This window comes from Microbacterium oxydans (assembly GCF_006540085.1).
Classification (GTDB): domain Bacteria; phylum Actinomycetota; class Actinomycetes; order Actinomycetales; family Microbacteriaceae; genus Microbacterium; species Microbacterium oxydans.
Genome location: NZ_BJOG01000005.1, coordinates 238684 through 263934 on the forward strand (window position 1 = coordinate 238684; position 25251 = coordinate 263934).

Below are 25251 nucleotides of genomic sequence, written 5' to 3' on the forward strand. Positions count from 1 at the left end.
TCAGGCGAACAGCGCGGCTCCCACGTAGGACCCCGGCTTCGCGCCCGCCGGCACCGCCCAGACGCCCGAACCGACATGGCGGATGTACTCGTTCATGAGGTCGGTCGACAACCGCCGCTGCAACGCGATGAACTGCGCGGGGTCGCGCTGATACGAGAGGAAGAACAGCCCGGCGTCGAGCCGACCGAGCTCGTTGTTGCCGTCGACGTAGTTGTAGCCGCGGCGGAGGATGCGGATGCCGTCGTTGTGTTCCGGGTGCGCGAGGCTCACGTGACTGTCGGCGTCGATCGCCTTGCCGTGGAAGTCCGGAGCGGTGAACTCATCGCCGCCGGAGAGCGGTGCACCCTCGCCCTTGTCGCGGCCGATGATCGTGTCCTGCTCGGAGAGCCGCACCCGGTCCCAGGTCTCGATGAGCATCGCGATCTTCCGGGCCACGAGATAGGAGCCACCGGCCAGCCACGCCGGCTCGTCCTTCGCGGCGACCCAGACGTGATCCCTCAGCGCCTCGGTGTCGTCGGCGAGGATGTTCGCGGTGCCGTCCTTGAATCCGAAGAGGTTGCGCGGGGTCGCCTGCGTCGCCGTGGTGCGCGACGTCTTGCCGAAGCCGAGCTGCGACCAGCGCAGGCGCGCGCGGCCGAACGCGATGCGACTGAGGTTGCGGATGGCGTGCACCGCCACCTGGGGGTCGTCGGCACAGGCCTGGACACAGAGGTCACCGTGAGAGGTCTGAGGATCGAGGTCGTCGCCGAGGAAGGCGGGCAGACGCTCCAGCCCCGCCGGCCGCTGCGCGGCGATGCCGTACCGGTCACCGTCCTCGTTCTCGAAGAGACCGGGTCCGAAGCCGAACGTGATCGTGAGTCCTGCAGCGGGCAGACCCAGCGCCTCTCCCGTATCGTCCGGAGGCGCCTCGGCCGGTCCGCCGACCGCGCCGGTCGCGCTGACCTCGAGTCCTTGCGCCATGCGCGAGGCCGCATACGACCAGTCCTGCAGCAGAGAGATCAGGTCATCGCGGTCGGTGCGCGGCATCATGTCGAAGCTGGCGAAGTGCAGATGGTCCTGCACCGGAGTGGTGATGCCCGCCTGATGCTCTCCGAAGAAGTCGTAGGCCGAATGCGCGTCATCGGCAGCCCTGGCACGCCCCAGTGCGACTCCCCCGGTGAGGCCGGCGCCGGTCCCGACAGCGAGCCCCGCGACACTGCCACCGATGGCCAGCCCGAGAAGGCCGCGCCTGCTCAGTCCGGTAGGGGTGGATGCCCCGCCCGACGTCGATTCGCCGTGCGCGGCACCCGCTTCTGACTCGTTCACGTCCGTGATCGTATCCGGTGGGCCGACTCGACGCTGATCAGTCGAGGACCGTGCTGGTGAGCTGCGACAGCGGCTCGGCCAGGGCGTTGATCAGATCGGTGAACTCGCGCTTGTCGGCCTCGGTCAACTCCGAGTAGCCCACGAATCCGGCTGCGAGCGAACCGTGGGTCGCGAGCGAGTCCTCGAGGGCGGTGTAACCGGACTCGATCTCGGCGACCAGTTCCTTGCCCTGATCGCCCTGTGCAGCGGCGAACTCCTGCACGAGCGAGAACGCCATCTTGGAGCCCTCAACGTTTGCCGCGAAGTCGTACAGATCCGTGCCGGACCACCAGTCCTCCTCGCCGGAGATCTTGCCGGTCGCGACCTCATCGAGCAACGCGATCGCTCCGTTGGAGATGCCGCCGATGCCCTGGTCGTCGAGCGCGGTGGTGAAGTCGTCGGAGTGCACGTAGTCGTACAGCTCCTGCACGTCGGCGAGCAGCAGGTCGCCGTAATCGGCACGCTCTTCCGGTGTCGACGGCGCCCAGTCCTGCCACGCAGGGGTCTCACCGTCCGCGTTCAGCGCGTCCTGCGCAGGCGCCCACAGATCCTTCTCGATGCGGTGGAAGCCCGTCCAATCGAGCTTCTCGGCGACGGCGTCGACCTCGCGGTAGTCGATGCGCGGGTCGAGGTCGCCCAGCGCCTCCGCGACGGGCTCGATGCGCTCGTAGAAGGCGCGAGTCTGCGGGAACAGGGTGCGGGCGGTCTCGTCGTCGCCGGACTCGTAGGCGGCGACGAAGTCCTCGACGGCGGGGACGAGCTGACCGACCTGATCCTTGACGAAGGCACCGTAGAGATCGACCGCCTTCTGCTTCTGCTCGGCATCGGGCCCGTCGACCGCGACACGGTCCCCGGTGACGGTGAACGCCGTCTTCCCGACGCCGTCGCCGACCATGCCCGGCTTGCAGAGGGTGAAGTAGTCGCCCGGCTGGGCGACCACGGTCAACGTGCGCGATGCTGCCGGTGCGATGTTCTCGACCTCACCCACGATGCGGAGCCCGTCCTCGGCGAGAAGGTAGAACTCCGTCACCTGACCGGTGTCGTTCTTGACGTCGAAGGTGAGAGTCCCGCTCTCGGCTGTCGACGCCGACACGGCGCAGTCGCTGTCGGTCGACGAGACGTCGAACGCCGCCGTGGCCTGTGCATCGCTCTTCGCGACGCAGCCGCTGAGGACGAGCGCCGCGGCGCCGGTGGCGGCCAGCACCCCCAGGATCCGGTGCGAGGTGGTCATGCTGCTCCTTGAGGTGAGAGGGAGGGAGATGTCGATGAGGGCTCCGTCGGGCTCTGCGGCTTCGCCGCGCGGCTCGAGCGGAGGCCGCGGATGTACAGCCATCCGACGACGGAGATGTAGAGGACCCAGGCGACGACCTGCAACCAGGTCATCGCCGGCATGAATCCGATGGTCGCCTGCAGGATCGAGGCGAGAGGGCCGCCCGGGGCGATCGTCGCCGACACGTCGAATGCCCAGCCGAAGGGGAAGGCCGCCCATCCGACGGCCACGCCCCCGGTCACCGCATCGATCGGGGCCAGAGCGGTGAACGGGCCAGGGAGCGCTCCGGCCTCTTGGAGGTCCATGAGCGCGTAGGCGAGGACACCGGCGGCGACGATCACCAGGAAGCCCCCCGTCCAGGCGAAGAAGCGGCGGAGATCGAGTCGCAGCGCGCCGCGGGAGATCAGCCAGCCGATGATCACGGCAGCGATCAGTCCGAGCAGCGCGCCCAGCAGCGCCGAGGGGGCGTCTCCGAAGGACTGGACCATCGACCACAGCAACAGCGTGGTCTCGATACCCTCGCGCGCGACCGACACGAAGCCGATGGCGATCAGGGCCCAGAGCCCACCGGCGGTGAGGGCGCGATCGATACCGCCCTCCAGCGTGGCCTTCATGCTGCGACCAGCGCGCTGCATCCAGAAGATCATCCAGGTCACCATGGCCACGGCGAGCAGCGAGAGACCTCCGCCGATCAGCTCCTGCGCCTGGAACGTCAGTTCGTACGCACCGAACGTGAGCACAGCTCCGATGCCGAGCGCCAGGACGATAGCGAGACCGACTCCTGCCCACATCTTCGGGAGGGCATCCTTCCGGCCGAGACGACGGAGGTAGGCGACGAGGATACCGACGACGAGCGCGGCTTCGAGACCCTCGCGGAGCCCGATGAGAAAAGTGGCGAGCACGGAAAACACTCTCTGCGGTGACTGAGGTAAGGCGGCCCTTACCGAAGGATGACTCTAGCACCGCGATCGACGTGCTCCGAACCCCGACGGCGGGAAGTAATGGATTGCAACACAGGGCACCCTCCCCGTCCAGGCGACGTAGCCTCGGTCCATGGCTGAACTCTCGCTCCCCGTCCTCGACCTCTCCCAGCTCGACGAAGGCCCCGACTCCGCCGCACGATTCCGTGAAGAACTGCGGGCCGCGACGCACGACGTCGGTTTCTTCTACCTCACCGGCACCGGGATCTCCCCCGAGCTCGAGGCCCGGCTCCATCAGGCGGCGCTCGACTTCTTCGCCCTGCCCGAAGAGGACAAGCTCGCGATCGAGAACGTGAACAGTCCGCATTTCCGCGGGTACACCCGAGTGGGCGGCGAGCGGACGCAGGGGAAGGTCGACTGGCGCGAGCAGATCGACATCGGCCCCGAGCGCGAACCCGTCGACGGCGGCCCCGCCTTCAACCGGCTCACCGGCCCCAACCTCTGGCCCGCCGCCCAGCCGGAGCTGAAGGAGATCGTCACGGAGTGGCACGACACCCTGACCGAGATCGCTCACAAGCTTCTTCGCGCCTGGGCTGTCACTCTCGGCGCAGACGAGACCTACTTCGACGAGCCGTTCCGCGATCCGTCGACTCTGATCAAGATCGTGCGATACCCGGGCACGGACGAGCCGGAACCGCAGCAGGGCGTCGGAGCGCACAAGGATTCCGGTGTGCTGACGCTGCTGTGGGTCGAGCCCGGCAAGGGCGGACTCCAGGTCGAGCGTGACGGTGAGTGGGTCTCTGCTCCCCCGGTGCCCGGCGCCTTCGTCGTCAACATCGGCGAGCTGCTGGAGTACGCCACCGGCGGATACCTCAAGGCCACGAACCACCGTGTGATCTCACCGCGGGCACCGGAGGAGCGCATCTCGATCCCGTTCTTCTTCAACCCCGCGCTCGATCAGCAGCTGCCACTGCTCGAGCTCCCCGCTGACCTCGCTGCGCAAGCGACCGGAGTCACCGAGGATCCCGGCAATCCGATCCATGCGACCTACGGCGAGAACGCGCTCAAGTCTCGGCTTCGTGCGCACCCCGATGTCGCGGCGATCCATCACCCCGACCTCGTCGGCGCGACCGCCTGAGGGACGTCACAGTTCCGCCCCACCGCTGAGGGCGACGATCTCGCGCAGTGCCTGAAGGTGCGCGGCGAAGGCATCACGCCCCGCCTTCGTCGGACGCACCCAGGTGCGCGAGCGCCCCCCGACCGTGCCTTTGCGCGCGACCACATACCCGGCGGCCTGCAGGTGCGCGATCGCCTTGCTCAGGGGCGAGTCGCCGCACTGCAGCATCTCCCGCAGGGCTGAGAAGTCGAGCTCCATCCCGTCGCCCAGTCCGGCCATGAGGGAGAACCGGATCGGCGAGGCGAAGTTGTCGTCCAGCCGCGTGCGCGGGTGCGGGACGGAGGCCGACTCACGCACGTTGGCCGTGCCCCGCGACGAAGGAGACAGCCACGAACGACGCGATCACACCGGCACCGGCACACACGCCGGCGATTCCTGGGTTGCCGAGGGATCCGGATCCCACGACGATGCCCACGGGTATGCAGGCGGCGACGAAGAAGACGGTGAGGTGCGGCAAGCGCCAGGACGCGCCGACTGCGGGGAGACCGAGCTCGGAGGCGGAGGCGGCGATCCACGCCACGAGGCACAGCATCACGAGCAGGGTGATGACGCTCCTCAGCACGTCGTCCGGCGATCCCGCGAGCATCGTCAGCACGGCGAACGCGACGCCGACGAGCACGGTGCCCCAACGAAGCCGACGCGGCAGCGGCCGGGGAGCCGGACGCGGACGACGCGGGTCACCCGCAGCCCGTATGAGCTGCACGACGCCATGCCCTCCGACTCCGACGAGCACGATGGCTGCCGGGATGAGCACCACCCCGACGGGAAGTCGCGTATCCAGAGCAGCGAACCCGAACACCACGAAGGCACCGATGACGATCACTGCGCCGCCGAGCAGCAGCGGCCACCGCGAGCGCGTCATCCGCCACTGCATACCCGTGCGCTGCGCCATCCCGGCGGACAGCTGCCCCCAGACCAGGAGAGTGAACAGCACGATCTGCGACGCCAGCACGTCGTCCTGCCGGAGGACGAGCGCGAAGGCGACGAAATACGCCGCCATGACCACGGCGTTGCCGATCTGCAGTCGGGCGAGAGCGCGTCGGTCGACGGCACGGTCACGCCGGTCCACCACCGCCTCCACCGTCTCGAGGTAGCGCCGAGCGGTCTCCGGGTCCGGGGGCACCAGAGCGTCCTGACCTTCGATCGGCTTCTGCTCCATGACGACCTCCCCCGCTTTCCAGGTGGAAAGCTCTATGACTTTCCTATCGGAAAGTCAGGCGGGTGGCAACCGGCACCGCTACGCACGCGGGCACGACGAAGGCCGCCCCACACCGTGGGACGGCCTTCTCAAGAATGTTCTGCGCGATTGAACGCAGGGTCGCGGTGCCTTAGCGGCGAAGTCCGAGACGCTCGATCAGCGAGCGGTAGCGCGCGATGTCGATGTCCTGGAGGTAGCCGAGCAGACGACGGCGCTGACCCACGAGCAGGAACAGACCACGACGCGAGTGGTGGTCGTGCTTGTGCTCCTTCAGGTGCTCGGTGAGGTCCTTGATGCGCTGCGTCAGCATCGCGACCTGCACCTCGGGGGATCCGGTGTCACCGGGGTGCGTCGCGTACTCTTCGATGATCGCCTTCTTGACGTCTGCTTCCAGTGCCATAGATTCGATCCCCTTTCAGCTTGTTGCGCGGCGCCCGACGCCTGATGCGTGGGCTCTCTTTATCCGCGGCCGATCAAACGGCAACCTGACGAGTCTACCAGTCGTCGGCGCGCTCGGGTGACACGGGCACCGAAGGGATCTCGGCGGTGGTCAACTAGTCTCGAACCGTGCAGAAGCAGTCCGAAGCGTGACCCCCAGACGCGGTCATCTGATCGACCTCTCCCCTCTCGCATCCAGCCCCGCATTCGCCCGGATGTGGATCGGCTCGACCCTGGCGGGCATCGGCGGCCAGCTCACCATCGTCACGGTCATGCTGCACGTGTTCGAGCTCACGCAGAACACCTTCGCCGTCTCCATGATCGCCGTCGCCGGACTGGTACCCATGATCCTCGCCGGCCTGTACGGCGGGATGCTCGCCGACGCGTTCGACAGGCGCCGGGTAGCCCTCATCGCCGCCACCGTCACCTTCGCCTCCACAGCGCTCCTGGCCGCGCTCACCTGGACGGGCACGGAGACGATCTGGTGGCTGTACGCCCTGAGCATGATCAACTCGGCCGCCAACTCCGTGGGCATGGCGACGCGCACCGCGATCGTCCCGCGTCTCATCCCGCGGGAAAAACTCGCCGCGGCATCGGCGCTCAACGGCGTCGCCTTCGGGCTCACCGTCATGGCAGGTCCCGCGCTGGCGGGCCTCCTCGTGGCCCTCACCGGCTACGGATGGACCTACACGATCGACGTGGTGCTGATGCTGTCGATGTTCCTCGGGCTGTGGACGCTGCCGGCGTTGCGCCCGGAGGGCGAGGTCGTCCGCCCCGGACTGGAGTCTCTGGTCGACGGCTGGCGGTTCCTCCGCAGGGCCGGCAACATCCGCATGCAGTACATCATCGACATCATCGCGATGACGTTCGGACAGCCGCTCGTGCTGTTCCCGGCGCTCGGCACGGTTCTCCTCGGCGGCGGAGCACTGACCACCGGCATCCTGACGGCCGCGGTCGCCGTCGGGACCTTCACCTCGAGTCTGTTCTCCGGCCGCGTCGTGCAGTACCGCTGGCACGGTCGAGGGATCGCGAGAGCCGTCGAGGCTTACGGCGTATCGATCCTGCTCTTCGGCGCCGTGCTGCTCATCGGCGCGCTCTCCGCCCCTGCGAGCGAGGCCGTGCCGAACGTGGGCCTCATCATCGCCGCGTGCATCGCACTGGCGCTCTCCGGCGCCTCCGACAACGTCAGCTCGATCTACCGCAACACGATGATGCAGGCCGCCGTGCCCGACGCGATGCGCGGACGCCTCCAGGGACTCTTCGTCGTCGTCGTCGCCGGCGGCCCCCGCGTCGGGGCGCTGTACGCGGGGACGCTCGCGACACTGACGAGCCTCTGGTTCCCGCCCATGCTCGGCGGCTTCCTGGTGATCGCTCTGGTGGCGACGCTCGCCCGCCGCAGCCGTCGTTTCCACGACTACGACGCAGAGAACCCCGAGCCCTGACGGGCCCGGGGTTCGGGTCTCGATCCGACGCGTCAGTCCTGCTGCAGCGCGCCCTGGAGGTCGAGGCTGATGGTCACGTCCTTGCCGACGAGAACGCCGCCGGTCTCGAGCGCAGCGTTCCAGGTCAGGCCGAAGTCCTCGCGGTTGATGACCGTCTTGGCGGATGCGCCCGCCTTGTAGTTGCCCCACGGGTCGCTGCCGAATCCGCCGAAGTCGAGCTCGAAGGTCACCGGCTTCGTGATGCCGCGGATGGTGAGGTCGCCGTCCACGAACAGGTCGCCGCCCTCGGCGCGTGCGCCGGTCGAGACGAACTCCATGGTCGGGAAGTTCTCGGTGTCGAAGAAGTCGGCGGAACGGAGGTGCTGGTCGCGGCCCTCGTCCTTGGTGTCGACCGACGTGACGTCGACGGATGCCTCGACCTTGGCCTCGAGAGGGTTCTCCGGAGCGATCAGGGTGGCGCTCTTGACGCCGAAGGTGCCACGCACCTTCGAGATCATCATGTGACGGACACTGAAGGTGACCTCGCTGTGCGAGGGGTCCAGGACCCAGGTGCCGGGACGGTAGCCGGGGATGTCGATGCTGGTCATTGCTTCTCCTCTGGAGACGTCAGCCGCAGCTGCGGCAAGGGACAGGGGCCGCGTTCACCGCGACCACTGTGACAACTTACATTCAGAAGTATGTATTCCCCTGAATGAAGAAACTTTTCCCGAACAGCACGAGGCGCCCCTCTCCCGAAGGAGCGGGGCGCCTCGTTGAGCGAGCCCGGATCAGCCGACGGCGACGAGATCGATGATGAAGATCAGGGTCTTGCCGGAGAGGAAGTGACCTCCGCCTACGGGGCCGTAGGCCAGGTGCGGCGGGATGATCAGCTCGCGGCGGCCACCCACCTTCATGCCGGGGATGCCGTCCTGCCAGCCCTGGATGAGACCCCGCAGCGGGAACTGGATGGTCTCACCACGACCCCAGGAGGAGTCGAACTCTTCGCCGGAGTCGAACTCGACCCCCGCATAGTGCACGGTGACGGTGTCGCCGGGCTTCGCCTCGGCACCGTCACCCTCGATGATGTCGCGGATGACGAGGTCCGCGGGCGCAGGGCCGGTGGGGGCGTCGAACTCAGGCTTTGTGCGATCAGTCATACGTCCATCAAACCCGAGCGCGATGGACCGGGTCAACGCACCGGCACCTGCTCACAGCGAACACCTCGCAATTTCATCGAGGCGCCGGGGGAAGAAGCTCTTGACACTCGCGCGGGGCCGGGTGCACCCTGTTTACAGATCAACTCAGCGCCCGGGAGACTCGCAGGCATCGCCGCAGCACCGGGCGCTGAGTCTTGCCACAGGCCCGCGCTCCGCGGTCACCCGGCGTCTCCGCACAGCAGGTCTGCGATCTCCACGGGGTGGCTCAGCATCGCGCAGTGACCACCTGGGAGTTCATCCGCGGTCAGCCCGAGGCGGGTCGCAGCCAGGTCGCGCAGGAACCCTGAGGGGAAGAAGCGGTCGTCCGAGAACACCACCACTCGCGTCGACACGTCGGGCCACTCCCGAAGCGGCCACGGCCGCTCCATCGCCTCCTGCGACGGGTGCGCGCGCTCGCGCCGCAATGCCTCCTCTGCAAGCGCGCGCGGGACGCCGTTGTAGAAGCTGACGAGCGGATCCGCATTGCCGGTCAGCCCTCCGTCCTGCGCGGATCGGGACGCGGAAGCGACCGTGTACCCGGAGTTCTCCCACCACTGACTCGGGGACTCGTCCGGCGTGGGGATCATGCCAGCGAACAGGACGAGCTCATCGGCGGCGAGCTGTGCAGCGACCAGGGGCGCGGTGAACGCCCCGAAGGAGTGCCCGACGACCGTCACCTCCCGGCGTGCACCGACGATGTCCACGACCGCTTCGGCATAGTCCTCGAGCGTGAGGGTGTCGTCGTCGGCGGGCAGGTCAGGGGCGAACACCGCGTGACCACGCCTGCGCAGCTCGGCTGCCACGAGATGCCACGACCAGCCGACGTCACCACCGCCGTGGATCACGACGAACGTCCTCATCCGCCACCGCCCTTCCTTGCCAGAAGAGTACGCCGGCCGCGGCCGCACGTCAGTAGGCCAGGAGAGCCGCCCTCGTGGCCCTGGTGCGGATCAGCAGCGCACGCTCGTCGTTGACGGCCATCGGGTCGCGTCCCGTGATAGCCCGCTGCCGGACGGAGGCGAGCTCGGTCGCGTCCTTGATGAACGCCCGCATCAGCGGACGCCGGTCGCCGCGCAGCTGGGATGCCCACGCGAGACCCACCTTGCGTCCGCCGGGTGTGGCCAGCATCGTGACTTCCTCCGGGGTGAACCACCCCGCAGCGGCGTAGTCCTCCAGGCGGGCTCTCGTGAGTCGCGCCTCCTCCCGTCGCAGCGCGACGATGCCCAGGATGAAACCGATGAACAGCGGCACCTGGAGAGTGAAGTAGAGCCCGAAGAAGTCCGCGAAGGTCGCTGACCCGTTCCAGAGCGCGTGCAGCAGGATCGCTCCGACCAGACCCAGTGCTCCGGCTCCGGCCGCAGCCCGCGCCGAGCCGTGGCGACGAGCGACCATGCCGATCGCGAAACCGGTGATCGCGGTGAACATGGCGTGAGCGAAGGGCGAGAGGAGTCCGCGCACGACGAAGGTCACGGTCAGCTGCTCTCCCCCGCCCTCGATCAAGCTCACCCCGAAGTACTGGATGTTCTCGGTGAAGGCGAAGCCCGCACCGACCAGGGCTCCGTAGACGATGCCGTCGACAGGACCGTCGAACGCCCGACGGGCGAGCAGGAAGATGAGGAAGACGCCGAGGCCCTTCCAGAGCTCCTCCACGACAGGTGCCTGCACGACAGCACCGAACTCCTCAGACCGGATGCCGAGCAGGAGCGTGAGCGCCGTGTCGACCAGCAGCGTGAGCCCGACCGCGGCCACCGCACCCCAGGCGATCGCGAATGCGACGAGCCGCTTGGGCTCGGGCTCCCAGCGATCGATCAGCCGGACGCCGAGGAACACGATCGTGAGCGGGATGAGCGCGAGGACCAGACCGACCACGGAGGCGAAGGATCCGAGCGCCCACACGAAGTAGCCCACGAGCGCGATCAGCAGGAAACCGAGCACGCCGAAGAGCCAGAGCGATATCGTGCGGCCCTTCCTCGTCGGCACGGGCAGAGCGGGAAGCGACTCCGCGGGCGATGGGGCGACCGGAGCCGGCGGCGTGTACGGAGTCGGCTGCGCGAGAGGAGAGGCGTAGCCCGCGACAGACCTCCTCGCAGCGGTCGGCGGCGTCGAGGCCACGGGATAAGCGGGTGAGTAGGGAGGCGGCGGTGTCGGTCCGGACGTCGGCTGCGACGCGGGCGGAGGAGCATACGGCGAGGGCTGCTGCGGCTGGGTCGGTCCTCCGGAACTCATAGGCAAAGCTTATGGGCACAACGTCGATGGTCCGGATATGGCGACGCCCTCCACCCGGCTACCTGCACCCACCCGGTAGCGTAGGAGCATGCGGTTCGCTCACCTGCGCCGTCCTGACTCCCCCCACGCGGCTCTCGCCGTGGTCGAGGGATCGGACGCCATTCTCGTCTCTGACCTCCTGACAGACCCTCCTGCCACCCTGCAGCAGCTGATCGAGGGAGGAGAATCGGCTCTCGACGCTCTTCGCGGGGCCCTGGAGAACGGCTCAGCCCCGCGGCACCCGCTCGACGGGTGGGCCTTCGACTCCGCGGTGCTCACTCCCCCCGCAGTGCTGGCCGTCGGCCTCAACTACGCCGCCCACTCGAGCGAGCTGGGGTTGAAGACGGACGCCGCGCCGACGGTCTTCACCCTGTGGCCGAACTCGCTCACCGGTCACGACCAGACCACGTCGTGGCCGCGCGCTCTGAGCGAAGCCGTCGACTACGAAGCCGAGCTCGGCGTGCTCATCGGCACCCCCGCCAAGGACGTCGCCGAGGCCGATGCCCTGACGCACGTCTGGGGCTACACGGTGGTGAACGACATCACGGCCAGGAACATCCAGTTCTCCGAGGCGCAGTGGTCCCGCTGCAAGTCGTTCGACGGATTCACTCCGACCGGGCCCTTCGCCGTGACCGCCGACGAGGTGGCAGACCCGCAGGACCTCCACATCTGGACCGTCGTGGACGGCCACACCGTGCAGGACGCGAGCACCGACCAGATGGTCCGGTCGGTCGCGAAGCTCATCGCCCACCTCTCGCAGTCGCTCACGCTGCTCCCCGGCACCCTGATCTCGACCGGCAGCCCCGGCGGTGCCGGATACTCACGCGACCCGCAGATCTTCCTCCGCGACCACTCCACCGTGACCGTCGGCATCGACGGCATCGGCGAGTTGACCACGCACTGCCGGATCACCGACTGAGCACGGACGATACGACGAGGGGGACGGATGCGCCGCATCCGTCCCCCTCGTCGTATCGATACGGTCAGATCTCGATCAGGTCTTCCGACGCCACCACCGGGATCGCCGCCGTGATCGTCTCGAGGCCGGAGAGACGTGCCGGCGACAGCTGCTTGACGACCTCTTCGCGAGACATCAGACCGGCTTCGACCACGAGGTCGGCAACGCTGCGGTTGGTCAGCAGCGCCGTCTTCGCCAGAGCGGCCGCCGCCGCGTAGCCGATGAAGGGCGTGAGGGCTGTGATGACGCCAACGGATGCCCCCACCATGGCACCGAGGCGGTCACGGTTGGCGGTGATGCCGTCGACGCAGTTGACGCGCAGGGTCCACATCGCCTGACGCATCCAGGTGATCGACTGGAAGATCGAGTGCGCGATCACCGGCTCGAAGGCGTTCAGCTGCAACTGTCCCGCCTCTGCCGCCATCGTCACGGTCATGTCGGCGCCGGCGACCGCGAACGCCACCTGGTTCACGACCTCCGGGATGACCGGGTTGACCTTGCCTGGCATGATGCTCGAGCCCGCCTGCATGGCGGGGAGGTTGATCTCTCCGAGACCCGCCTGCGGTCCGGACGAGAGCAGACGGAGGTCGTTGCAGATCTTCGAGAGCTTCATCGCGTTGCGCTTCAGCGTCGAGGAGAACGACATGAACGACCCGGTGTCGCTGGTGGCCTCGACGAGGTCGCCGGCCGTGCGCAGGTCGAGACCGGTGATCTCACGCAGGTGCTTGAGGACGGCGGGTGCGTACCCCGGGTGGGTCGTGATCCCCGTACCGATCGCCGTCGCGCCCATGTTGATCTCGAACATGAGGGACGCGTTCTCGGTGAGTCGCGTGTGGTCGTACCCGAGGGTCGTGGCGAAACCGTTGAACTCCTGCCCCAGCGTCATGGGCACGGCGTCCTGGAGCTGGGTGCGACCGACCTTCAGCACATCGTGGAATTCGCGCGACTTGCCCAGGAAGGACAGCCGCAGCAGGTCGAGCTCCTCGAGCAGTGAGCGCAGGGTCAGCGAGAGGCCGATCTTCACCGCGGTCGGGTACACGTCGTTCGTGGACTGGCTGCGGTTCGTATGGTCGATCGGCGAGAGGAAGGCATAGTCGCCCTTCTCGTGACCGGCCATCTCGAGCGCGATGTTGGTGATGACCTCGTTCGCGTTCATGTTCGTCGAGGTTCCGGCACCACCCTGGATGACGCCGACCGTGAACTGCTCATGGAACTCGCCGTCGATCACGCGCTGCGCTGCGCGATCGATCAGATCAGCCCGCTCCGGATCGAGCACGCCGATCTCCCGGTTCGCACGCGCACTCGCCTGCTTGACCATCGCGAGACCGACCACGAGGTCGGGGTACACGGAGATCGGCCGCTTCGTGATCGGGAAGTTCGCGTCGGCGCGGGCGGTATGGATCCCCCAGTACGCGTCGACGGGAATCTCCATGCTCCCGAGCGAATCGGTCTCGGTACGGGTCAGGGTAGGCGCGGCAGAAGCCATGTCACATCCTCGTGGGTCGTGGCGGGTGAGAAGGGTGGGGGATGCCCCTCAGTCTACGCCGCTCAGCGTCCTGGTTTGCGGGAGAAGGCCTCGAGTCGCCCTTCCGGGCTGAGCTCCGCCATGCGTTCGAGCCAGTCCGCGGAGAAGTAGTCGCCGGTCTCGGCGCCGGTCACGGGGACGACGGTGTGCGTGATGGTGTCGGCGTACACGTGGACGAGCTGGAATGCCTGCGCGGCATCCATGCCGTTCACCTCGGCGGCGGGGCGCGCGACGTTCATCGTGTAGCAGGTGGCGGATGCGACGCTGACCGGAACACCGGCGAAGGTGCCGTGGGACGAGTAGTGCAGGTGGCCGGCGAGGATTCCGCGGACGTCGCTACCCCGGATGACGTCGGCGAGCTCGTCCTGGTGCCGCAGCTCGAGGATGTCGAACAGCGGCAGGTGGCTCGGCAGCGGCGGGTGGTGCATGGCCAGCATCGTCCCGAGCGGCGCGGGTTCGGCGAGCACGTCGGCCAGCCACGATAGCTGGCCCTCATCGAGGTCGCCGTGATGCCAGCCCGGCACACTCGTGTCCAGCGCGATGACCCTCAGGCCGTCGAGGTCCCAGATTCCCGTGACAGGGTCTTCCGTCGGCTCCAGACCGAGCAGCTCGGCGCGCAGTGCAGGGCGTTCGTCATGATTGCCGGCGACCCAGACGACCGGCGTGTCCAGTTGATCGGCCACCGGCTCGACGGCTGCCCGCAGTCGCCGGTACGCCTCGGGCTCCCCCAGGTCGGCGAGGTCGCCCGTCACGACGATCGCAGCCGGGTGCGGATGCACTGCCCGGATCGCCTCCAGCGTGCGGGCGAAGTTCGACTCGACGTCGTAGCGTCCGCCCAGCCGGATCCCCCCGGCGAGGAAATGCGGGTCGCTGACGTGGACGAGCACATGAGATGCGGGCTCGTGCCTGCCGAACACGTAGGGGCTGCCTGTTCCTGCGGACATGAGCCCCAGCCTATGGCCGAGCGTTCACCGAGGAGCGGGATCCGTGCGGTTCGCCGTCGATCAGTGTCCGAGGACCAGGAGCAGGATCCCGCTGACGACGGCGACACCGCACAGCGCGAAACAGGCATAGGCGCCGACCAGTGCGAGGGACTTCTGCCCCTCGGTCAGCGGGCTCTTGCGGGCGGCCTTGGCAGCCTGCTTCTCGGCGCGCCTCAGCTCCTTCTCCGTGATCACCGTGATCGCGTCGGTGAACTCGGCGGGGCTCACGACAGGTGCACGACCGCTGCGGACGAGGAGGCGGAGCCCCAGTGCGTAGAACGTCACGATGGCGGCGGCGCCGATGAGGGCGGCCGCGAACACCTGGAGGAACGCGAACCAGTCGATCGAGACGCTCATTCGGACTCTCCGTTCCGGCCGGCGTCGGGCTTCTGCGTCGTCGACGCGGTCTTCGATGCCTTGGTGGTCGCTTTGGCGTCGGCCTTCTTCTTCGCCTTCGCCGCCGCGTCCTTCTTCGCCTGGGCCTTTGCCTCGGCCTTCGCCTTGTCACGCGCCTCGGCCCGGGCCCGAGCCTCGGCCTTGGCCTGCTCGATGCGCTGCTGACGCCTCGTCGGCGGAGGTGTGTCCGGCAGCTCGATCGCACGGCCCGACTCGGCGACGTCGCTCATGGCGTTCGCCGGCGTCACGGCGTTGCGGCGTGACCGCATGAAGAGTCCGAGGATGATGGCGAGCGCGATGACGGCATCGATCACGACACCCCAGTTGCCGAGCCAGACGACGAGCAGCGCTGCAAGAGCCCCGACGCCTCCTGCCGCGGGGAGCGTCAGCAGCCAGCCGACACCGATACGGCCGGCGGTCCGCCAGCGAACGGTGGAGCCACGACGTCCGAGACCGGAGCCGATGACCGAGCCGGAGGCCACCTGCGTCGTGGAGAGGGCGAAGCCGAGGGCGCTGGAGGCGAGGATGGTGGCTGCGGTCGAGCTCTCCGCAGCGAAACCCTGCGCCGGCTTGACGTCGGTGAGCCCTTTGCCGAGGGTGCGGATGATGCGCCAGCCGCCGAGGTAGGTGCCGAGAGCGATCGTGAACGCACAGGCGATGATGACCCACAGCTCGGGCTCGTGGTGCGCTCCCGACTGCCATCCGATGGTGATCATCGCCAGCGTGATCACGCCCATCGTCTTCTGCGCGTCGTTCGTCCCGTGCGCGAGCGCGACGAGGGACGAAGTGAAGATCTGCCCCCACCGGAAGCCATCGCGCCCATCGGGCTTCCCGTCGTAGCGACGGGTGATCGAGTAGGCGATCTTGGTGGCCGCGAATGCGATGAGGCCGGCGGTGACAGGGGCGATCAGAGCCGGGAGCACGATCTTCGAGAGCACCATGCCGAAGTCGATCCCGCTGATGCCCGCGCCGACCATGGTCGCGCCGATCAGTCCGCCGAAGAGGGCGTGGGACGAGCTCGACGGCAGACCCAGCAGCCAGGTCAGCATGTTCCAGGTGATGGCGCCGATCAGTCCGGCGAAGATCAGCGACAGGAACAGGTCGGTCCCCGCGTCTATGATCGCGTCTTCGCGGATGATGCCACCGGAGATCGTCTTGGAGACCTCCGTCGACAGGAAGGCGCCGACGAGGTTGAGGACCGCGGCGAGGAGGACGGCGGTCTTGGGCTTCAGCGCACCTGTGGCGATCGGCGTCGCCATGGCGTTCGCCGTGTCGTGAAAGCCGTTGGTGAAGTCGAAGAAGAGTGCCAGCGCGATGACAAGCACGACGATGAGGGCTGCGGTTTCCACCGTTCGCTTTCGGTCGTTGAGGAAGAAGGAGATGTCGACGTGATCGACGTGACGAACGAAGAGTTCACCGTGGGTTTGACTTCCGTTAACCGGCCCCGGTAAATCCTCCCACCCTCCCCCGTGCCGGTCAACTCGACCTGGGATAGCGTGAGACGGTGACTGATGCCCCCGCCACCGACCGCCGTTCGACGCTCCGCACCCACCACGGCGATACCTTCGATGATCCATACGAATGGCTCCGCGCCAAGGATTCCGCGGAGGTCATCGCCCATCTGGAAGCGGAGAACGCCCACACCGATTCCGAGACCGCACATCTCTCCGCGCTCCGCGAGACGCTGTTCCAGGAGATCAAGGGACGGGTGCAGGAGACGGACCTTTCCGTCCCCACCCGCCGTGGTGACTGGTGGTACTACAGCCGCACCGAAGAGGGCGCGCAGTACGGCATCCACTGCCGCGCGGCCGCCGAGCCCGGCGACTGGACTCCCCCGCGCCTCGAACCGGGAGTCCCCGTCCCCGGCGAGGTCGTGCTCCTCGACGGCAACCACGAGGCCGAGGGCCACGAGTTCTTCTCGCTCGGCGCCTTCGACACCTCCGACGATGCGACGAAGCTGCTCTGGTCCACGGACTTCGAGGGCGACGAGCTCTACACGGTGCACGTGCGCGACCTCGCCACCGGCACCACCCTCGACGACGAGATCCCGAACACGGGCGGCGCCTTCTTCACCCCGGACGGCACCGGTGTGCTCTACACGACCCGTGACGAGGCCTGGCGCCCCGATACCCTGTGGCTGCACCGACTCGGCACCCCGGTGTCCGAGGATGTGAAGCTCTTCCACGAACCCGACGAGAAGTTCTGGCTCGGCGCCGGGATCACCCGCAGCCGCCGGTACCTGGTGATCGCCGTGGGATCGAGCATCACGAGCGAGGAGTATCTGGTCGATCTGAACGGCGACCTCACCGCTGAACCGCGTCTCGTCTGGCCCCGACGAGAAGGGGTCGAGTACTCGATCGAGCACGCGGTCGTGGACGGCGATGACCGGTTACTCGTGCTCCACAACGACGGGGCGCTCGACTTCGAGCTCGTCTCGGTCTCCGCCTCCGATCCGCAGGGCCGACGACGGGTTGTGCTCCCCCATGAGCAGGGACGGCGACTGCTCGGGGTCGAGGCCTTCCGCGACTTCGCCACCGTGGAGTACCGCAGCGAAGGTCTGGAGCGTGTGGGCCTGCTCGACTACGTCACGGATGCGGTCGAGGAACTCGCCTTCGACGAGCCGCTCTACTCGGCGGGCGTGAGCGGAAACCCGGAATGGCACTCGCCTTTCCTCCGCCTCGGCTACACGTCGTTCGTGACGCCGGGAACCGTGTACGACCTCGAACTCGCCACCCGTGAGCTGGTGCTGCGCAAGCAGGTACCCGTGCTGGGTGGCTACGACCCGACGGACTACGGCCAGCGACGCGAATGGGCCACCGCGGCCGACGGCGTGCGCGTGCCGATCTCACTCGTCTGGAAGCGCTCGTTCGGGGAGCCGGGAGCGGAACCGCGCCCTGTGCACCTCTACGGCTACGGCTCCTACGAGCACTCGATCGATCCCGGATTCTCGGTCGCGCGTCTCTCCGAGCTGGACCGCGGTGTGATCTTCGCGGTCGCCCATGTGCGCGGAGGCGGCGAGATGGGCAGGCAATGGTACGAGGACGGGAAGCTCCTCCACAAGCGCAACACCTTCACCGACTTCGTCTCCTGCGGCGAGCATCTGGTCGAGACGGGTGTGACCACTCCGAGCCGGATGGTGGCAGAGGGTGGCAGCGCCGGCGGTCTGCTCATGGGCGCCGTGACGAATCTCGCGCCCGAGCTGTTCGCCGGGATCCTCGCCGGCGTGCCTTTCGTGGACGCCCTGACGACGATCCTCGATCCGTCGCTGCCACTGACCGTGATCGAGTGGGACGAGTGGGGCGACCCGCTTCACGACAAGGATGTCTATGCCTACATGAAGTCGTACAGCCCGTACGAGAACGTCCGCGACGGCGTCCGATATCCGCGGATCCTCGCGGTCACCTCGCTGAACGACACCCGGGTGCTCTACGTGGAGCCGGCGAAGTGGGTTGCCCGTCTGCGCGAGGCCGGGGCCACCGACGTGCTGCTCAAGTGCGAGATGGTCGCGGGGCACGGCGGCGTGAGCGGACGCTACAACTCCTGGAAGGAGCGGGCGTTCGAGCTCGCCTGGCTCCTCGACACTCTCGGCCTCGCCGAGGTGTGACACCGGACTGTCCTCGCGTTCGCGCCTGAACGAACGCGAGGACACGCCTGCGTGAGTGCGACCGCGAGAACAGGCGATCACGCCGGAACAGGCAGGTTGCGACTCAAGCGGCCTGTTCCGGCGCGGTGGCCCGTCGCCGCGTCGTCCCGAGAATGCGGGTCGAGGATGATTCCGCGAGGTGGCCTGAACCGGCGCGCGCTGCATACGGGACCCGGGCTCAACCGAAGAGTGCAGCCGCCTCGTCGTAGCGGTAGCGGGGAACCGTGTTCAGCTCACCGAGCGCGTCGGCGAACGGCACACGCACGATGTCGGTGCCCTGCATCGCGACCATCTGACCCCATGCACCGTCGACGATCGCGTCTGCTGCATGCAGTCCGAGCCGCGTCGCGAGCACGCGGTCGAAAGCGGAGGGTGATCCACCACGCTGGATGTGTCCGAGGATCGTCGCCCGCGTCTCGATCCCGGTGATGCGCTCGATCTCAGGGGCGAGCTGGTCTCCGATACCGCCGAGGCGCGGGCGATTGAACGCGTCGAGCCCCTTGTCGCTGTATGCCTCGTCCATGCCGAGCAGCTTGAAGCCCTCCGAGACGACGACCAGTGGTGCACGTCCGCGATCATGTGCACTGGTCACGAGCTCCGTGATGTCATCGATGGACATCGGCACCTCGGGGATGCAGATTACGTGAGCGCCTGCGGCCATGCCGGCATGCAGCGCGATCCAGCCGACGTGCCGGCCCATGACCTCTGCGACCATGCAGCGCTGGTGCGAGTCGCCGGTCGTGCGCAAGCGGTCCATGGCGTCCGTGGCGATGTTGACCGCGGTGTCGAAGCCGAACGAGTAGTCCGTCGCCTGCAGGTCGTTGTCGATCGTCTTGGGGACGCCGATGACCTTGATCCCGTCCTTCGCGAGACGGTCGGCCGCGGCGAGTGTGCCCTCGCCGCCGATCGCGATGATGCCGTCGATCTTGTGCCCGTAGAGAGTCTTGGCGATGTTCTCGGCTCCCCCGCGCTCGCCCTCGTAGGGGTTGGTGCGGCTGGTGCCCAGGATGGTGCCGCCGACCTTCGACAAGCCCTTCACCTCGTGTCGGGTCAACGGCATGAAGTCACCGTCGACCAGGCCACGCCATCCATCTCTGATGCCGACGAACTCCAGGTCGTACGTGGTGGTGCCCTTGAGCACGATGCCGCGGATGACCGCGTTGAGGCCGGGGCAGTCGCCGCCGCTCGTCAGGATGCCGATCTTCATGCTGGTGCCTTCAGACGTTCGGGAGATGGGGGAAAAAGGCGACGCTGCCTTCGATCGACCCTAGCGCCCCGGCACGTCCGGGCGCCATTCGGGAGCGACGAAAAACGTCGATCTTGACGGCTGGATTCTCCGAAATCGATGAACTTCCCGATCGCCGGAGATCTGACCCTCCGCAGCGCGTTAAGAACAGTGGTTCTTGACGCTCAGATCTCGCCGAGCGCCTGACGCAGCAGATGCATGAGTGCCGCCAACTGCACCGGTTCGGCCGCCGACTCGTCGACCGCTTCCCCGTCGAGCGCGCGAGCCGCGAGCCCCTGCTTCTGGTCGATCAACTCCGCGATCTTGGTGTCGATCGTGTGCGCGGCGATGATCCGCCATGCAGTGACCGGCTCATCTTGGCCGATCCGATGCACGCGGTCGATCGCCTGCGTCTGCTCGGCAGCCGTCCAGGACAGCTCGGCGAGGACCACGTTCGACGCGGCCTGCAGGTTGAGACCGACGCCCGCCGCGGTGAGCGAGCAGACGGCGATGCCGACCTCGGGGTCGCCGTTGAAGTCGTCGATCGCCTGCTGCCGGACCGTGGTGGTCTGGTCTCCACGGATCGACACCGAGCGGATGCCCGCGGCGGCGAAGTGCGCCTCCGCCTGGTCCATGACGTCGATGTGCTTCGCGAAGAAGACGACCTTGCCCACCGAGCGCTGGAGCTGTGCGGCGTAGTCCGCTGCGAGCGGAGCCTTCGCCTGACCGATACGGCGCACCATGGTGAAGACGTTGTCACCGCCTGTGCCAGCGGCCTTCGACTCCTCGAGCTCGTTCTGAGCGACCAGCCGCACGATGTCGTCGTCGATCTCGCCGGGGGCGAGGCCGCGATCTCCTCGCGCCTCGATGATGCGACGGTAGCGAGCGGCGAGCCGCTCCCCCAGCTCGCGTTCGGCCTGGCGGATGCTGCGTCCGAACTCGTCGTCGAGCTGGACCGGCAGATCGGCGATGAGCTTGTCCGGAAGGTCCGCCGCCACGTCCTTCTTCTTGCGACGGACGATGCCCATCGAGATGACGGCGTCGCGCGCTTCCGGGTAGAAGGCCTTGTCTGCCGGCGTGAAGCCCGTCGCGTCGAGCTTCTCCATGAGCTCAGGGCCCGGCTTCTCACCGGTCGTCCACCCAAGGAAACGCCAGATCGCATCGAAGTCCTCGACATCGTTGATCAACGGCGTGCCGGTGAGGGCGAGCATCAGAGGGTTGTGACCCGGAGTGCGCTCGCGCACCTGAGCGGCCAGCGACAGCACGTTCTGCGACCGCTGCGACGAGAGGTTCTTGATGAAGTGGGCCTCGTCGACGACCATGCCTCGCAGGCCGATCGACGCGAGCCACGACATGTGCCGGTCCAGGATCTCGTAGTTGACGATGAAGACGTCGGCGAAGGCGTCGATGTCGTCGCCGTCTCCCTGGATGACCGTCGCACGACGCTGCGGCGTCCACCGCTCGACCTCGCGTGCCCAGTTCATCTTCACGACGTTGGGCACCACGACCAGGAGCGGGTATGCACCGGCGACGGAGGCTGCGAGCACGGACTGCGCGGTCTTGCCGAGACCCGGCTCGTCCGCCAGCAGGAAGCTGCGGTGCCCGGCCTTCACGGCTTCGAGGAACCGCGACTGGTGCACCATGACCTCGAGGCCCTTGGGCGAGATGTGGTCGAACTCGGGTGCAGGCGGCAGCTCCATCGACGCCGCAGCGCCGCCGCCCCCTGTCTCGAACGCCTTGTAGAGCGGACCCATGAGCTCCCAGCCGTCCAGACGACGGCGCGGGGTGGCGGCCGGACGCGGCGTGAGGTCGGGAGCCAGGAACGGGTTGGCCAGTTGCCGCGCCTCGACCGAGGGCGGGGTCACCTGTCGCTCGGCGATCGCGGCGGGAACCACCGAGATCTGCACCGGGGCAGCGTCGGCGATGATGAGCTCTTCCGGCGCCAGTTCGGCTCCGGATTCGAGCAGCCAGTCCCGACGCATGCGCTTCGCCACCGGCGACGTCGCCTGGTCGGCCTCGAGCAGCTGGATGAGCGACGTGTCGCGGGCTGCCGTCTTGGCGAGGATCGTCGCGACTCCGTCGAGCCGCTTGAGCAGCTCGACGCGTGCGGGATCGGTGATCTCGCTGTCGGCCTTCACTCTCGCGCGCTCCTCGCGCACCAGGAAGGCGATCACCTGGAACTTCACCCGGTTCGTGGGTCCGAGCTTGCCGCGCTGCGACTTCGCCTCGATCTCGCGCACCTTGCGCGCGAGGATCGGGATGAGGGGTGCCTCGTCGTCGCGACGGGACGTCTTCTTGCGCCGCGTGGCGGCGGTTGCCGTGGTCGGCATGCTCCTCCTGAGCGTGAAAGCTCCGGCTTCCCCCAGGAAGCCATGGGCCGTTCTCGTTGTCCGCGTGTGGCACGAGCCAGGACCGTACGAACAGTGGGTCTTCTTCCCGTCGTGGTACGCGAGATTCGCGAAGTCCGGCGGGAGCCGATATCCATTCTATGTCATGACGCTCGCCCGAACGCGATTGCCCGCGCCGCGCCGCGCCGGAACTCGGACAGCGGGCCCGCTAGCCCGGGAGCCCCAGGGCACGCGCGGCATCCGTCACGTCGGCACCCATCTGCGCCATGAGCTCGTCGATGCCTTCGAAGGCCACCATCCCCCGCAGCCTGTCGACGAACTCGACCGTGACGTCGTGCCCGTACAGGTCGAGGCCCGTCTCGCCCAGCACGTGAGCCTCCACCTGCCGGACGAGCACGTCGTCGAATGTGGGGTTCGTGCCGACGGAGATGGCGGAGGGGTGCCGGATACCGGTGTCGTGGTCGACGAGCCACCCCGCGTACACCCCGTCTGCCGGCACGAACGCGTCGACGATGGTCGACAGGTTCGCGGTCGGGAAACCCAGCTCGCGTCCGCGCTTGAGCCCGTGCACGACCTCTCCGCGCACGTCGGGGTACCGACCGAGCACCGTTGCCGCCGAGGCGACATCGCCCTCCATCAGCAGTTCGCGGATCCAGCTCGACGAGACGCGTCGCTCGGAGCCGGGGAGGTACACATCGTCGACGACCTCGACGGAGAAACCGTACAGCGGGCCCATCTCCCGTAGAAGCTCCGGAGTGCCCGCTCCCCTGTTGCCGAAGCGGAAGTCCTGGCCGACCAGAACCGTCGAGACCTGAAGGGCTCCGACGAGGATGTCGACGACGAAGTCCTCGGCACTGCGGGCAGCGAGCTGCTCGTCGAACGTGAGGACCAGGGTGGCGTCGAGTCCGAGCTCCCCCAGGAGTTCGAGCTTGCGCTCCACCGTGACCACGTTCTCCGGGCACCGGTCGGGCCGGATGACGGCGAGAGGGTTGCGGTCGAAGGTGACCGCGACCGCCCGACTTCCCGTGGCGGCCGCGGCTTTCTCGAGGCGTTCGATAACCACACGGTGGCCGGCGTGCACACCGTCGAACTTGCCGATCGCGACCGCGCTCGGACCGAAGTCGCTCGGCACGTCCTCCGGGCTGCGGAAGACGATCACGCGCCCACCTCGACCGGACGCACGACATCGGCGGGCCGATGCGTGCGCAGCCACCAGATGCCGAAGACGGGAAGGATCAGCGGGATGAACAGGTAGCCCCGTCCGAAGAGCGACCACACGGTCTCGTGCTGGAAGAGATCGGGGAGAAGGATGCTCAACAGCCCGACGACGAGCACGCCGGTCAGCTCGAAGACGATGGCGACCCAGGCGACCGTGTACCAGCCACGGCGACGGGCCAGTACGAGGGCGAGCGTGGCGAGGATGTAGACGACGGCGGCGAGTGCGGAGAGCGAGTACGCCAGCGGCGCCTCGTCGAACCGGCGCACGATCTGCACGAAGCTGCGACCTGTCGCCGCCAGCGCCATGACGGCGTAGACGATGACGAGGACGCGACCGATTCCGGTCATCCGAGAGGAGGGGGCGGTGGAGCTCATAGCGCATTCCATCCTAGAGCCGCGGGAGGCCGCCGGGCTCCCGCGGCGACCACTCGCGTCACGCGATCTGGACTGCCCAGATGACCTGCATCCGCCACAGCATGATGGCGATCGCGAGTGCCGCGACCCCGAGGATCACCGTGCTCCAGCGGCTGCGCTCCATGAGCGCCCACAGCACGGCTCCGACCGGGAGCAGGGCAGCCGAGACCAGGTACACCCAATACTCCAGGAGGTCTCCGGTCGGCGGGTTGCCCGCCAGCGGTGCGATGATCGCGACGATCACCTGGACGACGAGGAGCGCCTCGACGAGGGCGAGGGCACCGACGCTGAAATCGCTCGGCCTTCTGCCGACCAGCCCCGCGGCGACGCAGAACACACCGGCGGCGACCGCGATGACGATCTGCGCGATCGTGAACCACAGGATCATGGTGCGACCTCCGGCATGTTCATGGCGCTCTTGAGATCCGCGCCGCGCTTCTCGACGATGCCGATCAGGGCACCGTCCTGGTCGATCGCCGCGCCGATCGCCTCGTGCAGACGTGCAGCCTGTCCGCTCAATCGCTTGCCGTGGCGGAGGTCGCGCGCGTCGTCGGAGGACATCTCGAGCACGGGCAGGATCCGCGCCGCCGCTTCGCCCGGAGTCAAGGTCGGCGCGCCCTCGAGTGCATCGAGCCCGACGGCCTCGGTCACATCGAACGGCCCGACCCGCGTGCGCCGCAGTGCCGTCAGATGACCGCCGACGCCGAGGCCCGCCCCGAGGTCTCGGGCGAGGGAGCGGATGTAGGTCCCGGACGAGCATTCGACGATGACATCGAGATCGACGTGCCCCTCTCCGCGGCGAGTGGCCAGCAGGTCGAACCGCGAGATCACGACGTCCCGTGCCGCGAGTACGACCTCTTCTCCCGCGCGCACCCGATCGTAGGCACGGCGACCGTCCACCTTGATCGCCGAGACGGCACTGGGGACCTGGGAGATCTCCCCCGTGAGCTCGGCGATGCCGGCCGACACTGCGTCGTCGGTGACCGAGGCCCAGGCATCGGCGGAGGCCGTCGTGAGGATCTCCCCCTCCGCATCGTCGGTGCCGGTGGTCTGGCCGAGACGGATCGTCGCCGTGTAGGTCTTGTCGGCACCCACGATGTACGTCAGGAGCCTGGTCGCCCCCTCGATGCCGATCACCAGCAGACCCGTCGCCATCGGGTCGAGGGTTCCGGCATGCCCCACCTTGCGGGTGCCGAACGCCCGCCGCGTGCGGGCGACCACGTCGTGACTGGTCAGCCCAGCGGGTTTGTCGACGAGGAGGATGCCGGGCGAGACCATCCTCCCAGCCTACCGACGGTGACGGGGCGGAGCG

Annotated in this window: 24 protein-coding genes; 4 read left to right on the plus strand and 20 right to left on the minus strand. The window is 67.9% G+C overall.

Features of this window, described 5'->3' with window-relative positions; genetic code table 11:
- From efeB to efeU, 3 genes are read right to left on the minus strand one after another with little or no spacing between them, the layout of a single operon-like run.
- Positions 1 to 1305, minus strand: coding sequence for an iron uptake transporter deferrochelatase/peroxidase subunit (gene efeB / locus MOX01_RS12335; RefSeq protein ID WP_174799782.1), 1305 nt, complete (start codon positions 1303 to 1305; stop codon positions 1 to 3).
- A 37-nt stretch (positions 1306 to 1342) separates the two neighbouring features.
- Complete coding sequence (gene efeO / locus MOX01_RS12340; protein ID WP_141369931.1) at positions 1343 to 2575, minus strand: iron uptake system protein EfeO; 1233 nt, start codon at positions 2573 to 2575, stop codon at positions 1343 to 1345.
- Positions 2572 to 3516 (minus strand): iron uptake transporter permease EfeU, encoded by a 945-nt coding sequence (efeU, locus tag MOX01_RS12345; protein WP_046748299.1) that lies wholly within the window; start codon positions 3514 to 3516, stop codon positions 2572 to 2574. Before efeU ends, efeO begins: the two co-directional genes overlap by 4 nt.
- A gap of 151 nt (positions 3517 to 3667) precedes the next feature.
- Here efeU and MOX01_RS12350 point away from each other — a divergent pair, with 151 nt between their 5' ends.
- Positions 3668 to 4672: an isopenicillin N synthase family dioxygenase gene (locus MOX01_RS12350; RefSeq protein WP_061015465.1), complete on the plus strand. Its 1005-nt coding sequence runs from the start codon at positions 3668 to 3670 to the stop codon at positions 4670 to 4672.
- A 6-nt stretch (positions 4673 to 4678) separates the two neighbouring features.
- Here MOX01_RS12350 and MOX01_RS12355 read toward each other — a convergent pair whose 3' ends face one another.
- From MOX01_RS12355 to rpsO, 3 genes are all read right to left on the minus strand, one after another.
- Complete coding sequence (locus MOX01_RS12355; RefSeq protein WP_058630511.1) at positions 4679 to 5008, minus strand: transcriptional regulator; 330 nt, start codon at positions 5006 to 5008, stop codon at positions 4679 to 4681.
- Complete coding sequence (locus MOX01_RS12360) at positions 5001 to 5870, minus strand: hypothetical protein (RefSeq protein ID WP_141369933.1); 870 nt, start codon at positions 5868 to 5870, stop codon at positions 5001 to 5003. Before MOX01_RS12360 ends, MOX01_RS12355 begins: the two co-directional genes overlap by 8 nt.
- Before the next feature lie 169 nt (positions 5871 to 6039).
- Positions 6040 to 6309: a 30S ribosomal protein S15 gene (gene rpsO / locus MOX01_RS12365; protein ID WP_017830938.1), complete on the minus strand. Its 270-nt coding sequence runs from the start codon at positions 6307 to 6309 to the stop codon at positions 6040 to 6042.
- 187 nt (positions 6310 to 6496) lie between these two features.
- On the opposite strand from rpsO, the gene MOX01_RS12370 reads away from it, so the two are divergent.
- On the plus strand, positions 6497 to 7789 hold the full coding sequence (locus MOX01_RS12370; protein WP_141369935.1) for an MFS transporter: 1293 nt from the start codon (positions 6497 to 6499) through the stop codon (positions 7787 to 7789).
- Positions 7790 to 7821: 32 nt separating this feature from the next.
- Here MOX01_RS12370 and MOX01_RS12375 read toward each other — a convergent pair whose 3' ends face one another.
- From MOX01_RS12375 to MOX01_RS12390, 4 genes are all read right to left on the minus strand, one after another.
- Positions 7822 to 8376 carry a YceI family protein gene (locus tag MOX01_RS12375; protein ID WP_045265072.1) on the minus strand — a complete coding sequence of 185 codons (555 nt, stop codon included), beginning with the start codon at positions 8374 to 8376 and terminating at the stop codon, positions 7822 to 7824.
- Positions 8377 to 8556: 180 nt separating this feature from the next.
- Positions 8557 to 8925 (minus strand): FKBP-type peptidyl-prolyl cis-trans isomerase, encoded by a 369-nt coding sequence (locus MOX01_RS12380; RefSeq protein ID WP_046748293.1) that lies wholly within the window; start codon positions 8923 to 8925, stop codon positions 8557 to 8559.
- A 218-nt stretch (positions 8926 to 9143) separates the two neighbouring features.
- Positions 9144 to 9824 carry an alpha/beta fold hydrolase gene (locus MOX01_RS12385; RefSeq protein ID WP_061015468.1) on the minus strand — a complete coding sequence of 227 codons (681 nt, stop codon included), beginning with the start codon at positions 9822 to 9824 and terminating at the stop codon, positions 9144 to 9146.
- A gap of 49 nt (positions 9825 to 9873) precedes the next feature.
- Positions 9874 to 11076 carry a PrsW family intramembrane metalloprotease gene (locus MOX01_RS12390; protein WP_046748291.1) on the minus strand — a complete coding sequence of 401 codons (1203 nt, stop codon included), beginning with the start codon at positions 11074 to 11076 and terminating at the stop codon, positions 9874 to 9876.
- 202 nt (positions 11077 to 11278) lie between these two features.
- On the opposite strand from MOX01_RS12390, the gene MOX01_RS12395 reads away from it, so the two are divergent.
- The gene (locus MOX01_RS12395; protein ID WP_058630507.1) at positions 11279 to 12148 is read left to right on the plus strand and encodes a fumarylacetoacetate hydrolase family protein; all 870 of its coding nucleotides are present in this window, start codon (positions 11279 to 11281) and stop codon (positions 12146 to 12148) included.
- 64 nt (positions 12149 to 12212) lie between these two features.
- Here MOX01_RS12395 and MOX01_RS12400 read toward each other — a convergent pair whose 3' ends face one another.
- The 4 genes from MOX01_RS12400 to MOX01_RS12415 form a co-directional block, all read right to left on the minus strand.
- Positions 12213 to 13673, minus strand: coding sequence for an aspartate ammonia-lyase (locus tag MOX01_RS12400; RefSeq protein WP_046748284.1), 1461 nt, complete (start codon positions 13671 to 13673; stop codon positions 12213 to 12215).
- Between the two features lie 62 nt (positions 13674 to 13735).
- Complete coding sequence (locus tag MOX01_RS12405; RefSeq protein WP_141369937.1) at positions 13736 to 14656, minus strand: phosphodiesterase; 921 nt, start codon at positions 14654 to 14656, stop codon at positions 13736 to 13738.
- Between the two features lie 60 nt (positions 14657 to 14716).
- Positions 14717 to 15052 carry a hypothetical protein gene (locus tag MOX01_RS12410; protein WP_061015993.1) on the minus strand — a complete coding sequence of 112 codons (336 nt, stop codon included), beginning with the start codon at positions 15050 to 15052 and terminating at the stop codon, positions 14717 to 14719.
- Positions 15049 to 16440: an inorganic phosphate transporter gene (locus tag MOX01_RS12415; RefSeq protein WP_046748281.1), complete on the minus strand. Its 1392-nt coding sequence runs from the start codon at positions 16438 to 16440 to the stop codon at positions 15049 to 15051. Before MOX01_RS12415 ends, MOX01_RS12410 begins: the two co-directional genes overlap by 4 nt.
- A 155-nt stretch (positions 16441 to 16595) precedes the next feature.
- Here MOX01_RS12415 and MOX01_RS12420 point away from each other — a divergent pair, with 155 nt between their 5' ends.
- On the plus strand, positions 16596 to 18695 hold the full coding sequence (locus MOX01_RS12420) for a S9 family peptidase (RefSeq protein ID WP_141369939.1): 2100 nt from the start codon (positions 16596 to 16598) through the stop codon (positions 18693 to 18695).
- Positions 18696 to 18912: 217 nt separating this feature from the next.
- On the opposite strand, the gene MOX01_RS12425 is transcribed toward MOX01_RS12420, so the two are convergent.
- From MOX01_RS12425 to truB, 6 genes are all read right to left on the minus strand, one after another.
- A complete protein-coding gene (locus MOX01_RS12425) occupies positions 18913 to 19941 on the minus strand; it encodes a 6-phosphofructokinase (RefSeq protein ID WP_046748279.1) in 1029 nt (342 codons plus the stop codon).
- A gap of 203 nt (positions 19942 to 20144) precedes the next feature.
- Complete coding sequence (locus tag MOX01_RS12430; RefSeq protein ID WP_141369941.1) at positions 20145 to 22289, minus strand: DEAD/DEAH box helicase; 2145 nt, start codon at positions 22287 to 22289, stop codon at positions 20145 to 20147.
- Positions 22290 to 22515: 226 nt separating this feature from the next.
- On the minus strand, positions 22516 to 23466 hold the full coding sequence (locus tag MOX01_RS12435) for a bifunctional riboflavin kinase/FAD synthetase (protein WP_141369943.1): 951 nt from the start codon (positions 23464 to 23466) through the stop codon (positions 22516 to 22518).
- Positions 23463 to 23873 carry a hypothetical protein gene (locus tag MOX01_RS12440; protein WP_171010960.1) on the minus strand — a complete coding sequence of 137 codons (411 nt, stop codon included), beginning with the start codon at positions 23871 to 23873 and terminating at the stop codon, positions 23463 to 23465. The genes MOX01_RS12435 and MOX01_RS12440 overlap by 4 nt, the downstream gene beginning before the upstream one ends.
- Positions 23874 to 23958: 85 nt before the next feature.
- Positions 23959 to 24327, minus strand: coding sequence for a hypothetical protein (locus MOX01_RS12445; RefSeq protein ID WP_061015068.1), 369 nt, complete (start codon positions 24325 to 24327; stop codon positions 23959 to 23961).
- Positions 24324 to 25217: a tRNA pseudouridine(55) synthase TruB gene (gene truB / locus MOX01_RS12450; protein WP_141369945.1), complete on the minus strand. Its 894-nt coding sequence runs from the start codon at positions 25215 to 25217 to the stop codon at positions 24324 to 24326. The genes MOX01_RS12445 and truB overlap by 4 nt, the downstream gene beginning before the upstream one ends.
- Positions 25218 to 25251 lie beyond the last annotated feature (34 nt).